We start from the raw sequence: 15,535 nt of genomic DNA, 5'->3' as shown, positions 1-15,535 counted from the left end.
TCACATGTAGCCATCAACGTACGAGAGGCAAACTCCATGATCGTAGTAACTGGCGGTGCTGGCTTTATCGGCAGCAATCTGGTCAAGCAGCTGAACGCTCAAGGACGGACCGATATCGTAGTCATCGATGACCTGACCGACGGCACCAAGTTCGTCAACCTGGTCGATCTGACCATTGCTGACTACATGGACAAAGACGAGTTCCAGGCACGGATCGTCTCCGGTGACGAGTTTGAAGAGTGGGATAACGGCATCGAGGTGATCTTCCACGAAGGTGCCTGCTCTGCTACCACCGAGTGGAACGGCAAGTTCATCATGGAGGTCAACTACGAGTACTCCAAGGATCTGTTCCACTACTGCATCGAGCGTGAAATCCCGTTTATCTACGCCTCCTCTGCCGCGACCTACGGTGGCCGCAACGACAACTTCATCGAAGATCCCAAGTTCGAACAGCCGCTCAACGTCTACGGCTACTCCAAGCAGCTGTTTGACCAGTACGTGCGCCGCTGGATGCCGGAGAGCAACTCTCAGGTTGTCGGCCTGAAGTACTTCAACGTCTACGGCCCGCGCGAGCAGCACAAAGGCTCCATGGCTTCCGTTGCCTTCCACCTCAATACTCAGGTGAAGAAGGGCGAGAATCCCAAGCTGTTCGAAGGTTGCGACGGCTTCCCGAACGGTGGTCAGATGCGTGACTTCATCTATATCGACGATGTCTGCAAGGTAAACCTCTGGTTCTGGCAGAACCCGCAGCACTCCGGCATCTTCAACTGCGGTACCGGCCGTGCCGAGCCGTTCCAGAACGTGGCCGAAGCGGTGATCAAGCATCATCAGAAGGGCGCCATCGAGTACATTCCCTTCCCGGATCACCTTAAGGGTCGCTACCAGAGCTTCACCCAGGCTGACATGACCAAGCTGCGCAGCGTGGGTTATGACGCCGAGTTCAAAACCGTTGCCGAAGGGGTAGCGGATTACATGGCCTGGCTCAACCGCTAACGGGTGAGCTTTACACTGCCTATGTAGACAAGCCGGAAGCAGGCCATACCTGTTTCCGGCTCTGTTGTTTGTCACTGTTTTTCTCAGTTTCTACCGGGTAACCACGCAATGAATATATTGATGGCGCTCTCCCAGCTCGAGGTAACGGGAGCTGAGGTCTATGCCACTACTGTCGGTAACGAACTGACCCGGCGTGGTCACAACGTTTTTTACGTTTCAGACACCCTGACCAAACCGACCCTTGGCCCCGTCTTCACGCTGAGATTCAACAAGCGCAGCATTCTGCGCCGCTTCTGGCACGTCTTTTACCTCATCTATCTGATCAAGAAGCACCATATCCAGTTGGTACACGCTCACTCCCGCGCCTCCGGCTGGAGCAGCTATGTCGCCTGCAAGCTGACCGGTACCCCGATGATCACCACGGTGCATGGTCGCCAGCCGGTGCACGCCTCTCGCAAAGCGTTCCATGCACTCGGCTATCGGGCGGTTGCCGTTTGTGAGGATATCGCCCATCAGATTGTCGACAATCTGGGGGTCGATCCTGCGATCGTGCAGGTGCTGCGTAACGGTATCGAAACTGACAAATTCCAGCCTGTGCCTGCGCCGGACAATGCCAAACCGGTGATCGCCATCATCGGGCGTCTGAGCGGCCCCAAAGGGGAGCTCTGTTACCGCCTGCTCGATGAAGTGCTTGACCTGGATGCCTGTCGAGTGCGGATTGTCAGCGGCACTAAGGTGCCGGAGCGCTTTGCTCGTTTCGAAGGGCGTGCCGAGTTTGTTGGTTATATTGACGATGTGCCCGCTCTGCTGGCGGGTAGCGATTTGGTGATCGGCGCCGGTCGGGTGGCGATGGAAGCGCTGCTGTGCGGTCGTCCCGCCTTTGCCATTGGCGAAGCCAAGGCCATCGGGCTGGTAACCGAACAAAATCTGGATGAGGCACTGGCCAGCAACTTTGGTGATATTGGTCCCAAAGATTTGGCTATCGATTTTGCCGCGCTAAAGGCAGAGATTGCATCCGCACTGGCCAGTAAAACGGTGCCGGAGACCATTCGTCAGCGCATTCAGGACGAGTACGGCTTGCAGGGTGTCGTCTCCGGGCTGGAGTCCATCTATCAAGATGCGGTGGTGGAAACCCTGCGCCGCGAGATGCCGGTCATCATGTACCACCGCTTTATCGAGCAGGATAGCGAGAAAGGGGTGCACGGCACATGGATGCCGATCGCCATGTTCGAGAAGCATCTGCGCCTGATGAAGTGGCTCGGCTATGAAACCCTGACGTTCCGTGATTTGGCGGACAAAGGTTTTATCCACCGTCTGCAATACGGCAAGAAGTACCTGATGATCACCGCCGATGACGGCTATCAGGACAACCTGACCCGCATGCTGCCGCTGTTGGAAAAATATGGTTACAAAGCTGTGGTGTACGTAGTCACCGGTGAAGGCTATAACCGTTGGGATGTGGAGCATCCGACCAATCCCGATACCAAGGTTTCGCTAATGAGTGGTGAGCAGGTCAAAGCGCTGGCCGCCAGTGGCTATGTGGAGATTGGGGGGCATACCCTGACTCATCCCCGCTTGAGTCAGCTCACAGCCGAACAACAAGCCCATGAAATTCAGGAGAATAAACGCCAACTGGAGACCCTGCTTGGCCATCCGCTGCTCTCGTTTGCCTACCCTTACGGAGATATGAACGACAGTGCCAAGGAGCAGGCTATCGCCGCCGGGTATCGTTTCGCCGTTGCCACCAACAGTGGCCCCAAAGCAATGCACCAGGACCCTTTCCAGATCCGTAGGATCGCCATCTTCCCCCGTACCGATGTATTCGGGCTGTGGCGAAAAATTCGCGGGAATTATGTTTTTAGAAAATGAAAGAGAAAAAAATGAATTACAAAAAAATAGAAACATATTTACTTTGTTTGTTTGCCGCCTCCATATTTACTAGTAAGCCAGCTATTTATATCTCATCTGCATTGATAATAATGTTTTTTGTTGGTCGGTGTATTTTTGAGAGAGAATATTATAATGTGGTTAAGCGCGATGTTGTTTTATGGGGGCCAATCGCGGTGTTCCTATTCGGGGTCTTCTCGAAAATAATATCCCCTAGTTCCTTTGTTGATATAGGTCATTTTTTCTATAAAGGGATGTTTTTATTGGTTGTCCCGGCCTTAGTTATCTCTTTGCGAGAGAATAAAAATAGACGATTAGCATTTTCGATATCGATGTTGGGTTTTCTTCTATCGGTATTATGGTCTTTTGTCCAGGCATTTGTTCTGCTTCCACACGCTTGGAGTGGTGAGCGATTTGGTGGGTTCTGGGATATAGGTCGGTGGGCAGAGATCACAACATTTGTCTTTGCATTTATGTTGCCAAAATTGTCTGATGATATGACGGCATCAAAGAAAGTTGCCATTGGATTATTTTTGTTTATGACTTTCTTGAGTCTTATAATATCTGGCGGTCGTGCTGGTTGGATTGCTGCATCATTTTCCCTTGTGGTGTATATGGTCTTTATGAATCGGAAAATGTTGTATGTTTTCACTCCGGTTGCAAGTGTGTTGATTTTTTCTCTTTATCTAGCAATGCCCTCACAATTTAATGCTGTAGCGGGAAGGGCTACATCTGTAACTGAGACTACAGCCAAGGATTATTCTAACTTTAGCCGTATTCTCATGTGGGGGAATGGGGTTTCTCTTCTGAATGAAAATTTATCATATCATCCTCTGAAATTTCTATTTGGTATAGGGTTCAATAAGTTTCAGACAGAATATTCGGCGTATTTGAACAAAATTTCGAATACTGAAGATCTGATAAAATTGACGCAAGGTAATTACTCCTTAAATGACTTGCATAACTCTTATCTTGATTCGGCAAATAAAATGGGTTTTTTGTATACGTTGTTTTTCTATGGCTCATTAATTTTCATTGTTTATCTTTTTTATAATAAAAAATCTCTCATTAAGGGCAGCATGTTAATTGCTCCATTTTTAATTTTGGGCGTTTTCTATACAAACTATCTTGAGTTTCAAACCTACATATTTTTCTTTGTTGTTGCATTGGCCTACTCGGAGGTTGAGCAATATAATATTGATAACCATAAGGTGAGAGTATGAAAGCTAGTGTCATTATAGCTTTTTACAATAATTTAAAAGCATTGAAAATTATTCTGTCAGCTCTTAACAATCAGTTTGAAGATAACTTTGAGGTTATTATTGCTGATGATGGCTCTAGGGAAGATGTTGTTTCAGAAATAAAGTCTATTCAGACAGGATTTAGTTATCATATAAAGCATGTATGGCATGAAGATAAAGGTTTTAGAAAAAACAAGATACTTAATCAGGCTGTGTTACTTGCATCCAATGAGTACATGATATTTATTGATGGAGATTGCATTCCACAAGCTAACTTCGTTCGTGATCATTTGGAAAATGCAGAGGTTGGTTGTTTTTTAAATGGAAGAAGGGCGGACTTGTCACCATCATTTAGTCAAAAAATAACACTTGTCAGGCCAGAGTCATTTTTGAAAGAGAACTTATTTTTTATGCTTGCTGAGTATATTTTTCTTGGGAAAGGGAAAAATATAGAAAAAGGGATAAGAATTACTAATCGATTTTTGAGCAGATGGTTGAATAGGAAAAATAAAGGAATTGTTGGATGTAATTTTTCTCTTTACAAGAAAGATTTGACTTATATTAATGGATTCGATGAGCGGTATGAGGCTGCGGGGGTCGGAGAAGATACTGATGTTGAATTCAGATTGAAGTTGGCTGGTTTTAGATGCAAAAATATTTTTTATTTGGCTAATCAGGTTCATATGTATCATAAAGAGCTTCCTAGAGATCGAGTGAATGATGAGATATATGCATCTGTTGTTAAAAATGGGGAGTATTTCACCCCGTGGGGAATAGAAAAAAAGGCAATTGAATAAAATGAAGCTTCGACTATTTAAGACTATTAAAGATCAATTGTTTATAGGGCGAGATTTATTTAGAAGGCGTCTGGCAAGAATACTATTCGATAAAGAGAGGAATTGTAACAAACACAATCTTTCAATATCTAGAGGTAATGGGAAAAGATTTCTGGTTATTCGTTGGGATGCCAAACTCGGGGATTCTATAGTTTGTTCTTGGTTATATAGGGAGATTAAAAAAGAGAATGAAAACAATCAACTTATAGTAATTTGCAATTCTAACATACAGAAATTGTATGAGAATATTTGGGGGGGTGATGTTTTTTTTATAAAAAAACGGCCTTCTTATGGAGAGTTGCGTCTGTTGGCAGAGAAAATAGGTTTTGTCGATTATGCTCTTCATTTTGGTGAGCAGCTAAAAATGAGAGACATTTATTTTCTAAGTAAGCTCTCTACGACATGCATTGCGGGGATGGATGATGACCTTGATTTAATAAATATTAAACTTGGTCAAGTTACATCAGAAATGCATTTTAGTGAGAAGTTTGTTTATTTTTTAAATGGAATTGGATTTTTTAATGTTGATGCGAAATATATCATTCCTGACTTTCCATTAGTTGAAAATAAAATAAGTTCATATCGGTGGCCACAAAAGAGCAATACTATTTGTTTTAATCCTTATGGGAGTGGGTCATCTCGAAGAATGGACTCTGAGTTGATAATTTATCTGTGCGATTTCATGCTAAGAGAAACGGATTTTTCTATCGTATTGTTAGGTATGCGTGATCAAGTTAAGGTAATTGAAGATATGATAGCTAAAACCATAGATCCTGGACGAGTTTTTTGTTTACCGCCAGAAGATGTATCAATTGAGTCATTGTTCTCTCAGTTACGAATGTCAATTGGGTTGGTATCAGTAGATACTGCTACGATACACATCGCTTCCGGTCTGAATTTACCAACATTGGCAATTTATAATTCTAAAAGTGGTGAGCCAGATCAAAATTTTTTAAACTGGCATCCAAATAATGAGAAGGCCGATGTTGTTTTTACTAAGGATTTGAGTGGTCGTGGTGTAAACTCGCTTTCTGTTGATGATTTTGAAAGTAGATTCAAACAGTGGGTGAAGAGATTTTTATCATAAAAAAAAATAAATTATTTTATTTCGGTGTGATGTTTATTGGTCTCTTGACCAGCATATTATATTCGAATTTACAGAAGCTCACTGGCGATCAGACCCAGATGCTCTACAAGGGTTACCTTGGTGCCTATGAGGGTGTTTGGCTTAGCTATGGCAATGCGGCGAGTGCGGTGGGCAATGTGCCGGGCAGCTTGTCGGCATGGCTGATTGGCGGGCCCTTGCTGCTGTGGGATTCACCTTACGCGCCCATGCTGCTGCTGCTGGTTATGCGGCTGATCGGTTTCCTGCTGTTTGATGCGGTGATCCGACAGGTGTTTGATGACCGTGTATTGAATGGCAATGTATTGAATAGCAATGTATTGAATAGCAATGTATTGAATAGCAATGTGGTGCGGTTGCTGTTTCTGGTGCTCTGCTGGCTCAACCCCTGGTTCCAGTACGAGAGCCTGCTCTACAACCCCTCCTATCTGTTCCTCTTCTCCGCCATGCACTGCTGGTCGGCTTGGCATATGCGTGAGCGGGCCTCCTTCTGGCACATGATCGTTCACCTGCTGGCCATCGGCATGGCGATGCAGTTGCACTACTCCTGGCCGCTGCTGGCGGTGATGTCCACCTACCTCTTCTGGCGCCGCATTCTCAAGGTGAGCTGGAGCGGGGTGGTGGTGGCGGCGCTGTTGATCGGTGCATCGCTGATCCCCTATGCCATGGAAGTGATGAGCAATAGCCACATCACCCAGAACGTCGATCCCGAGGCGCGGCAGCGCTATATCGGCTGGGGGCTGGTACACGTCTATCCGGTGCTGAAATCGGTGATCTACTGGCTGCGCTACGGCTCCTGGCTGTTTGCCAGCAAGCTGGTCAACGACACCCAGTTTATCTGGCTGGCTGGGCACGAATATCTGCAACTGGCGGCGGTCTGGCTGTGGCGGGTGGTGATCTACGGGGTGGGCGCGGCGACCGTGTTGCTGGCGGCCAAGGCCAACTGGCAGCTGTGGCGTGAACTCAAGCCGCGCCTGCTGCGCAGTGATCGGGCCGAGGTGAATGGCGAGAGCTGGCTCGGCCTCTATGCGCTGGCGGCTGTGCTGGCGGTGCTGGTGAGTGCGGCGCTGTCGCCCATCATCTTCAACTACTGGCACCTGATGCTGATCTTCCCCTATGCCCTGTTCCCGATGCTGCTGTTGCTGGTGCGCTGGAGCCGTCGCTATCCGCAGTGGGTTGGCAAGGGGCTGCTGGCTGCGACCCTGTTCTGTACCGCGGTGAACCTGATTGCGGCGTGCGACAGCACCAAGTTCTCCTATCAGGCGGACTACAAAACCCAGGTGCTGGAGTATCTGCAGGAGATGAAGCTGCAACCCAAGCTGTAACCCCTGGCCTGCCAGCGCCCTCGCTGTGAGGGCGCTGGCAATCGTTCACTATTCGAAACGATCCATATGGGCGAAGTTTTTGGCTTCGGCAACCCAGCCTTCACGTCCCTGCCTGTCCCTGATCTTCACCCACCACTGGCTCTTCGGCGTAGCACCATATTTGATCTGGTTGCGCTCGTAGTCATAGTCCAGGGTGTAGGTCTTTCCCTTGTACCAGAACTGCATCGCCCCTTCCCCGAGGCTGGCCAGCGTATACAACTGTTCGCCCGCTTTCAGCTTGAGCAGCGGGCCTTCACCCTTGTCGTTATAACCGAGCGTGACCGGTTTCAGAACCTTGACTATCCCCGGCTTTTCGACGATGACCACTCCGGTCAGCCCCTCTACATTCTGGCCGCGTGGCACCTTGAACAGGGTTTTGGCGGTCAGCGAAGGCTCGGCTCTGGCGACCACCTCCTGCTTGGTGGTCCATTGCTGATAGGTGCACCCTTCAAACGGACAACCGCCCCAGTCATAGTAAGGCACGGGTGGTTTTTCATTGGCGCTGGCAGTTGCAGCAAAAAAGGACAAAGCAATCAGTAACAGTCTCATAAAGATACCGGCAAAGCGGAATGGATGAATTGAGGTGGCAATATATCCAATGAGAAAAAGCCAAGCAAAACAATGATTTTGTTGATTTCACTAACAATAGTGAGTGTGGCTGATGTCGATGAAAATTGGGGGTAAACAGGGACCACAGAACGGCGGGAGCAGATAGCTCGCCCCTTTGCCTTGTGCCATGCTGATGGCTATCAGGGCATCGGGTCGGCACTTATGGGCATCTCTCGTTCGGGTATGCGTTTGGTATTACTGCTATCGGCATTTTTTCTCCCTTTTATGACCATCAGCCAGGCCGTGGCGGTCAACGCGCCACTGCGGGGGTGTGTCTTCCAGCTGGCGCCGCTGGTCACCATCGATCAGCAGGGCAAGGTCTCCGGGCCGGTGATCGACTACTTTCGTCGCCATATCGAACCCGCGATCGGGCGCACTATCGAATGGCAGGGGCTCAATGTGGCGCGGCTGCTCAGCAACCTCGAGAGCGGCGAGTGCGAGCTGACCCCGCTGCTGAGTTACAGTCCCGAGCGGGCTCGCCACTTTCGCTATATCGACCCCCACCTGTTGCTGCTGCGGCCGGTGCTGGTGGTATTGGTGCCATCGCGACTTCATTCGGTCGAGCGGCAGGAAGATCTCTTCGGCACGACTATCGGCTGGTCGAGTCAGGCGATCGTGCCGCCGCTGTTGCTGCATCCGCAGATCCACATCGACACCCTCTCCCAGCTCAGCTGGGAGCATGGCAACATGCAAAAGTTGCTGCGTGGGCGCATCGATGCCGCGCTCTTCTCCAACGATATCTCCGCCAACCATTTTCGTGCCAAGCTCCCTGCAGCGACCCGCCTCATCTACCTGCCGGTCACCCCGCTCGAGGTGCATATCGTGCTGACCAGGTCGCTGGGGGATGCCAATCCCGAGCTGGTGCAGCACATGCGTCAGGTGGTGGAGCGGGTGCCGCTTGCCTCGCTGGTGGAGTCGACCCCGCGGCTGTGGGGGCGTTGAGAGGGGGTTGCGTGCAATAATCTACAAGTCCAACGCCCGCTTCTGGTGTATCTATAACCCATGAATACCACCGATTCCCTCATCCGCTACTGGCAATCCCCACTCCTGCCGGGTGTCGAGCTGTCGCACTCCCACCACAGGGCATTCAGCTACGGCCGCCATGTCCATCTCGACTACCATATCGGGCTGGTGCAACGGGGTGGCCAGAAGTTTATCCACAAGGGAAACAGTCACCATCTGGTGCGCGGGGTGCTCTCTACCGTCAACCCGGATGAGGTGCACGACGGCCTCAGCCTGCTGCCGGAAGGGTACGAGGTGCGGGTCTTCGCCATCGATCCGCAGCAGCTGGCGCTCTGGCTGCCGGAGCAGGCGGAACCCTTCTTCGACAAGGGATTGCAGAGCCGACCCGACCTTTATCAAGGCTTTGCCCAGTTGCACGGCTATCTCGACAACCCCAAGGCCGATGGTTTGCTGATCGAGAGCCAGCTGCTGGCCCTGCTGGGGGAGCTGCTGCATCTGGCCCCCGAGGTGCACCAGCTTGCCGATCCCCAGTTGCGATTTCTGCGCGACTACCTGATGGCCGCCCTCGACGAGCCCCACTCGCTGGAAGAGCTGGCGGGGCTGCTCGGGCTCGATCGCTTCGCCTTCCTGCGCCAGTTCAAGAAGCGCAGCGGCATGACCCCCTACGCCTGGCTGAAAAGGCTGCGGCTGGAGCAGGGCAAGCGGCTGCTGGCGAGCGGCATGGCGGTGAGCGAGGTGGCGCTGGCGGTCGGCTTCTTCGATCAGAGTCACTTCCACCACGGCTTTCGTCAGGCATTCGGTCTTACGCCCGCCGAGTTTCGTGCCCAGATGCAATCTTTTACAAGCCGCGCCCCCCGCTGATCCGCCATGCTGACTCTCCGTCGTTAAAGCGAGAGTTGTTATGCTGACCAGTCTGTTCGTTACCCTCGGCCTGATGCACCTGATTGCACTGGCCAGCCCCGGCCCCGATTTTGCCCTGATCCTGCGCACCAGCCTGCACCGGCCGACCGCCCTTGGCGCGGCGCTGGGCATCTCGCTGGCGATCATGGTGCACGCCACCTTCAGCCTGACCGGGATCAGCATGCTGATCGCCAGCCACCCGCTGCTGTTTATGGTGATCAAGTGCTGCGGCGCCCTCTATCTGGGCTGGTTGGGGTGGGGCGCCTTGATGGCGGCTCGCCAGCAGAGCGGCACCGTGATGGCCAGCACCGCCAACGAGCTGCGCGGCTGGGGCAGGGGCGTGCGTGCCGGCATCGCCACCAATCTGCTCAACCCCAAGGCGCTGGTGTTCTTTATCGGTCTGCTGGCCGCCATGGTGACGCCGCAGGTGGACGGGGTGACCCGCGGCCTGCTGGTGGGCGAGCTCTTTATCATCTCCCTCTGCTGGTTCGGGTTGCTGGCGTGGAGCCTCTCCACCGATCGCGCCCAGCGCCTGCTGCTGCGGGTGCAGCGGCCGCTCAATCTGGTGACTGGCGTGTTGTTTGCGGTGGTCAGCCTCTCCATTCTGGCGAGCATGGGGGCCGAGCTGGTGGCCTGACGAGTCGGCGCAGGGGCCTATACTCCATCAAGGTTTACCTGTCAGGAGTATCCGGCCATGCGTCTACTGCCTCTTTGCTGGTTGTTGGGGATGGCCCCGGCGCTGGCGGCCCCGGTTCAGCTCAGGTTGCTGGAGTGGGGCTATCTGCCAGCGGGTTATGAGCAACAGTTTGCCGACTACGCCAAAGCCCATGGGGTGGAGGCGACGGTCAGCCGGATCGAGCCGCTGCTGACCGATTTCGATAGCGTCTACCGCGCCCTGCGCACCCGCAGCGCCGATGTGGTGCTGCCGACCAGCTACTTCTACAAGGCCCATCACCAACCGCTGTTCAAGCTGCTGCTCCCCATCGATTTCAGTCGCCTGCAGCACTACGCCGAGGTGAAGCCCGCCCTCAAGAACACCGAGTATGACAAGCAGGGGGAGCGCAACTACTCGGTGCCCTTCTCCTACGCCATGTTCAGCCTCGCCTACGACAGCAAACAGGTGCCGCAAGCGCCCACCAGTTGGCAGGTGCTCGCCAGCAGCCCGCCGTCGGGCCAGTTTGCCGAGTTCTGCGACCAGTTCGAACCGCTGCTGTTTTCGGTGCTGCTCTCCCTTGGCAAGTCGCCCGCCCTGTTTGCCAGCGGCGAGATGCTGGCCGACAAGACCTTGCAGCAAGAGGTGGAACAGCAGCTCTCGCAGCGGCTGCAAGCCAGCCGCGGCTTCTGGTTCAATCAGGCCAACCGCTGTGAGGATCTGCGCCAGCAGACCTTTGCCACCACTTGGGGGCTGGAGTTGGTGGAGTGCAACAAGCAGAACGACCAGCAGTGGCGGATCGCCATGGTGCAGGAGGGAGCCATCTATGCCCTCGATGCGCTCTCCATCGCCCGCCATGTTGGCGATGATCCCGCACGGCTCAAGGCCGCCTACCTGCTGGTGGATTTTCTGCTGAGCGCCCCGTTGCAACGCCAGATGCTGGTGGGCACGCCCACCATCTCGGCCAGCAATGTCGGCTCCCGTCCGCCCCTCAGCCCGCAGGAGCAGGCGGTGCTGCCGGATCGCCCGCTGCCGGAGTTTGACGAGCGGCTGCTGGTGCCCGCGTTGCCCGCCCATATCAAGAATCGCTACAAACGGATGGTGCAGCAGGCGATCGTCGCCAGCGGCAAAGAGGGGCTGGTCAAGCAGTGCCCCTGGGATCTCGATAACTGATCCGTGGGTCTGCCGCGTGTCCGGCGGCAGGCCCGTTGCGCAGCATGGCTGGTGATCGGTCATCGTGGGTTCTGATGCATTTCCCCGTTCAACTCACACCGCCTGTGGGCCTGCATCGTTTTAAAAAACAGAACGCCTGCCACAGCTTCATTTAGCGGGATTAAACAACCGAACCCTCGCTTGATTGCCGCTCATACCTTGCCCGACCTTGTACAAACGCGCCGCAATTGTGACAACTTGGATGTGAGCTGAACAATCTTGATCTGTCGCTTGTGAGAAGGTGGCGAATAGGTTATTTCTCTGTGACATTGGCGGCTTCCAGCACGGGATCTCCAGCCATGTGGTGCGAAATCCACAGCAAAAACAAACAGTAAAATGCAGGAGCAAATATGAAAAAGGTCGTGATGGTTGCCGTGGCTGCGGTTCTTCTGGGTGGCTGCGCCGTCAAAAATCAGGTCTCCTACAGCTTGCAGTCACTGCAAACTGTTCCCTTCAGCGCCTTCCAGCCGAGCGAGAGCAACCCCAACCAGCGCGTCTACAAGGAGCCGGGTGTTGATCTGCGCCAATACAATGAGGTGCTGCTCGATCCGCTGCAGTTTATCCGGCAGGAGAATGGCCAGTGGTATCTGCTGACCGCCAACGACCAGAACCAGATTGGTCGCTACTACCACGACACCTTCCAGCGCGAGCTGATCAAGCACGGCGTCAAGATTGCCAGCGCCCCCGGCCCTAAGGTCATGCGGATCCAGGCTGCCGTCACCAACTTCGACCTGACTCGCCCCGACCCCAAACTGCGTGACTTGCTGCCCGCCAAGATCGCCATCAACGTCACTCGTGAAGTGATCGGCAAGGAGCCCTACCTGCTCAAGGTGGGCAGCATGGCCCAACTGCTCGACTCCCAGAGCGGCAAGCTGCTGGTGCGGGTGATGGATGCCCGCGAGAGCCCGGACACCACCCACAAGGATTCGCCTATCACCGCCGAGGAGATGGAGAAAATGATCGACCAGTGGGCGGCCAATCGTGCCAAACAGCTGGCGGACAATCTTGGGAAATAAGAGTGGGAAATAAGAGCGGAAAATAAGCATCGCAAACAGGTGCCGACCAGATCGAGAGAGGGAGCCAGCGGCTCCCTCTTTGTTGTCTGCATTTTTGTCCGCACCGCTGTCGCTGGCATGGCCAGCCAGCCCTTGCAGGATGGGAATCGACCCGCCGCCGAGTCCGCCTTTTTGCCGTCAGCTGAGGAATGCGCCCGCCGATTTCTGCTTTTCTCCCCCGCATTCTGGCAGTTAGGATGACCCCTCCCGTGACCGCATCCTCATAGCATAAGGAACCACTATGACCCGTCACCCCTGCATTAAACACTGGAGCGAGCTGCAAGAAGCGGAGCCGAGATCATACCCCGGCAGCGAGGAGCGGATGTCCCTTGGCAGCGCGCTGGGCAGGCACTTCGGCTTTAGCCGCATCGGCATTCACCACGAGATCGTCGAACCCGGCCACCGTACCAGCTGGCCCCACGCCGAAAAGACTGAAGACGAGTTTGTTCACGTGCTGGAAGGGACGCAGGATGTCTGGCTCGACGGCGTGCTCTATCGGCTGCAACCGGGCGACTCGGTGGGTTTCAAGGCTGGTGACGGGCTGGCCCACGCCTTTATCAACAACACCGAAGAGACTGTCCGGCTGCTCTGCATCGGTGACACCGATCGGGAGGACAACCGCATCCACTACGCCGTCCACCCCGAGCGCAATATCACCCTCGGCAAGCTGCACTGGGACGACGTGCCCGAGCGCGAGCTGGGGGAGCACGACGGCCTGCCCGACAAACTGCGCGAGCGCAACGGCCCCTTCTAGGGCGTAGCCATTCTGCGCTCCAGCCCTGCACCACCCGATATAAGAAAGCCTGCCGCGTGGCAGGCTTTTGCTATCTGATCGCCGCCTGTGGTGGCGCGGCGCTTATTGCAGGTTGAGCCCGCCCAGATAGTCGCGCTTGCCGAGATCGACCCCGGCGCGGCGCAGCAGGGCATAGGCCATGGTGAGGTGGAAGTAGAAGTTGGGAATGCCGTACTCATGGACGCAGGTATGGCCATCCATCCCCTTGCCGCCCGCCCAGTGGGGCACGTAGCGACCGCTGGCGTACTGGCTGTAGTCCGCGTCCAGCTTGCCCTGCAGATAGCTGATGGTCTTGCCGATATGGGCGCGCAGATCCGCGATCGTTTTAGGGTCATCACCCAGCACCGGCAGTTCGCTGTGGCTGGCGGTGGCGACCACGGCGCGGGCCGAATCGCAGCAGATCAACACCTGCTTGGCTAGCGGAAACATATCGACGATCAGCCGTTCGCCGAAGAAGTTGTCCACGTTGAACTGCTTCGCCGCGGCGTGGGCCTCGGCCTTGGCCAGACAGTGGTCGAGGTTGGTCAGCATCTTGATAAACTGGGCGGTAATGTCGCGATTCATGAGCACTCTCCATCTTGTTGAAACAGCGGCCCGCTTGCGCGGCCACAGTGAATGAGACTGGCTAATCGGCCCCCAATATACCCCATCCCCTGACAGGTTCGAGCCCGCCACGACGAAAAGGGCAGAGGGGCGCTACTGCTCGCGACAACCGCTGGCCAAGCGGCCATGCTCGCTTTTTGAACCTGCGAGTCCCTTATCGCCCCTTTTTTGATCTGTGACATAAATCACCTTTTTTCAGGGGCGTAGGCTGAATGCCGTTGTCCTGGACACACGCCTGCGCATCCGCCAGGACACAAGAAAAGGAGAATGACATGAAGATCTACGACCGTAACCGCAATGTGCTGAACCTGGGTCAGCGCGTCATGATTGCCGCCACTGGCGCAGTCGATTTTCTGAAAGAGGCTCATACCGACAACATGACTCCCTATCAGGCGGAGCACGAGAAGTGCGTGCTGCTGGCAAACTCCGGGGAGCGCTACGCCCCCATCGAGTTGATTAGACTAGGCTGATCCCTTTCCCTGTCACCCTACTCTTTACAATTCACCCGGCCACCGCGCCCCATCTGGCGGCCGGGTTTCTGATTTCCCCTCTCTGCTTTACCCACCCATCAATTACATCGCCTCAAGCTGCTTTGAGTCATCGTGTAGGTTCGATTAGCGAAGCGTAATCGGACGATCGCGTAATCGAACATCCGCGTAATGGAACATCCGCACCATCACGCCCGCAAGCAGATCGAAGTGAGGCAAGGCTATGCTTGGCTTTTCGGTCTCAACGAGGAGAAAGGGATGGCCAATTGGCGGCGGGCATGGTGGCCCGGAGGAACATGGTTCTTTACCGTCAACCTGCTGGAACGGCGCAACAACCGGTAGCTGGTGGAGCAGATCGATCTGCTGCGTCAAAGCGTTGCCCAGGTGCAACAGGCTCACCCCTTCGCCATTCACGCATGGGTGGTGTTGCCCGACCATCTCCACTGCATTCTCTCATTGCCGGAGGGGGACACCGATTTCCCCCTGCGTTGGCGGCTGATCAAAAGCCACTTTTCCCGCGCCTTGCCGGTGAACGAACGCCGCAGCCAGACCCGGTTACGGCACGGGGAGCGGGGTATCTGGCAGCGGCATTATTGGGAACACCTGATCCGGGATGAGCAGGATTACCGCCACCATATGGATTACGTCCATATCAACCCGCTCAAGCATGGTCATGTCACCCGGGTGGCCGATTGGCCGTATTCCACCTTCCATCGTTACGTGGCGAGTGGCGTCTATCCACCGGATTGGTGCGGGTCGGTGGATGGGGTGTTGGGGGGATTGGAGTAAATCCGTAAAAATATTTTTCCATCGCAA

Annotated in this window: 15 protein-coding genes and 1 pseudogene; 14 read left to right on the top strand and 2 right to left on the bottom strand. The window is 54.1% G+C overall.

From position 1 onward, the window contains the following. The first annotated feature begins 36 nt into the window (after positions 1-36). The 6 genes from rfaD to I6G90_RS15400 all read left to right on the top strand — a co-directional run bounded on the left by rfaD (position 37) and on the right by I6G90_RS15400 (position 7,405). On the top strand, positions 37-993 hold the full coding sequence (gene rfaD, locus I6G90_RS15425; RefSeq protein WP_197928207.1) for an ADP-glyceromanno-heptose 6-epimerase: 957 nt from the start codon (positions 37-39) through the stop codon (positions 991-993). A 108-nt stretch (positions 994-1,101) separates the two neighbouring features. After that, positions 1,102-2,862, top strand: coding sequence for a polysaccharide deacetylase family protein (locus I6G90_RS15420; protein WP_197928205.1), 1,761 nt, complete (start codon positions 1,102-1,104; stop codon positions 2,860-2,862). Between the two features lie 11 nt (positions 2,863-2,873). Next, the gene (locus I6G90_RS15415) at positions 2,874-4,103 is read left to right on the top strand and encodes an O-antigen ligase family protein (RefSeq protein ID WP_197928203.1); all 1,230 of its coding nucleotides are present in this window, start codon (positions 2,874-2,876) and stop codon (positions 4,101-4,103) included. Then, on the top strand, positions 4,100-4,918 hold the full coding sequence (locus I6G90_RS15410) for a glycosyltransferase (protein ID WP_197928201.1): 819 nt from the start codon (positions 4,100-4,102) through the stop codon (positions 4,916-4,918). Before I6G90_RS15415 ends, I6G90_RS15410 begins: the two co-directional genes overlap by 4 nt. 1 nt (position 4,919) lies before the next feature. After that, the gene (locus tag I6G90_RS15405; protein ID WP_197928199.1) at positions 4,920-6,044 is read left to right on the top strand and encodes a glycosyltransferase family 9 protein; all 1,125 of its coding nucleotides are present in this window, start codon (positions 4,920-4,922) and stop codon (positions 6,042-6,044) included. A gap of 98 nt (positions 6,045-6,142) precedes the next feature. Further along, positions 6,143-7,405, top strand: a complete 1,263-nt coding sequence (locus tag I6G90_RS15400) for a 3-deoxy-D-manno-octulosonic acid transferase (protein ID WP_197928197.1) — start codon at positions 6,143-6,145, stop codon at positions 7,403-7,405. 48 nt (positions 7,406-7,453) lie between these two features. Here I6G90_RS15400 and I6G90_RS15395 read toward each other — a convergent pair whose 3' ends face one another. Continuing rightward, positions 7,454-7,927, bottom strand: coding sequence for a hypothetical protein (locus I6G90_RS15395; RefSeq protein ID WP_232254364.1), 474 nt, complete (start codon positions 7,925-7,927; stop codon positions 7,454-7,456). Positions 7,928-8,236: 309 nt separating this feature from the next. On the opposite strand from I6G90_RS15395, the gene I6G90_RS15390 reads away from it, so the two are divergent. The 6 genes from I6G90_RS15390 to I6G90_RS15365 all read left to right on the top strand — a co-directional run bounded on the left by I6G90_RS15390 (position 8,237) and on the right by I6G90_RS15365 (position 13,589). Further along, positions 8,237-8,995, top strand: coding sequence for a substrate-binding periplasmic protein (locus I6G90_RS15390; protein WP_232254363.1), 759 nt, complete (start codon positions 8,237-8,239; stop codon positions 8,993-8,995). Between the two features lie 60 nt (positions 8,996-9,055). Then, on the top strand, positions 9,056-9,877 hold the full coding sequence (locus tag I6G90_RS15385; protein ID WP_197928193.1) for a helix-turn-helix transcriptional regulator: 822 nt from the start codon (positions 9,056-9,058) through the stop codon (positions 9,875-9,877). 40 nt (positions 9,878-9,917) lie between these two features. Further along, positions 9,918-10,553 carry a LysE family translocator gene (locus I6G90_RS15380; protein ID WP_197928191.1) on the top strand — a complete coding sequence of 212 codons (636 nt, stop codon included), beginning with the start codon at positions 9,918-9,920 and terminating at the stop codon, positions 10,551-10,553. 57 nt (positions 10,554-10,610) lie between these two features. Continuing rightward, positions 10,611-11,741, top strand: a complete 1,131-nt coding sequence (locus I6G90_RS15375; protein ID WP_197928190.1) for an ABC transporter substrate-binding protein — start codon at positions 10,611-10,613, stop codon at positions 11,739-11,741. A 389-nt stretch (positions 11,742-12,130) separates the two neighbouring features. Beyond that, positions 12,131-12,796, top strand: a complete 666-nt coding sequence (locus tag I6G90_RS15370) for a DUF3313 domain-containing protein (protein ID WP_197928189.1) — start codon at positions 12,131-12,133, stop codon at positions 12,794-12,796. Between the two features lie 280 nt (positions 12,797-13,076). Further along, complete coding sequence (locus tag I6G90_RS15365) at positions 13,077-13,589, top strand: cupin domain-containing protein (protein WP_197928188.1); 513 nt, start codon at positions 13,077-13,079, stop codon at positions 13,587-13,589. 102 nt (positions 13,590-13,691) lie between these two features. Here I6G90_RS15365 and I6G90_RS15360 read toward each other — a convergent pair whose 3' ends face one another. Next, entirely contained in the window at positions 13,692-14,192 is a 501-nt protein-coding gene (locus I6G90_RS15360; RefSeq protein ID WP_197928187.1) for a DUF1993 domain-containing protein, read from the bottom strand. Between the two features lie 311 nt (positions 14,193-14,503). Between I6G90_RS15360 and ydfZ the strand changes: the two genes are divergently transcribed. Then, positions 14,504-14,701: a putative selenium delivery protein YdfZ gene (ydfZ, locus tag I6G90_RS15355; RefSeq protein ID WP_005342516.1), complete on the top strand. Its 198-nt coding sequence runs from the start codon at positions 14,504-14,506 to the stop codon at positions 14,699-14,701. Between the two features lie 276 nt (positions 14,702-14,977). Further along, positions 14,978-15,508: pseudogene (locus I6G90_RS15350) on the top strand (REP-associated tyrosine transposase). The last annotated feature ends 27 nt before the right edge of the window (positions 15,509-15,535 follow it).

The sequence above is a fragment of the Aeromonas allosaccharophila genome (assembly GCF_016026615.1).
GTDB classification, from domain to species: domain Bacteria; phylum Pseudomonadota; class Gammaproteobacteria; order Enterobacterales; family Aeromonadaceae; genus Aeromonas; species Aeromonas allosaccharophila.
This window is presented reverse-complemented; position numbering and strand designations above follow the sequence as displayed.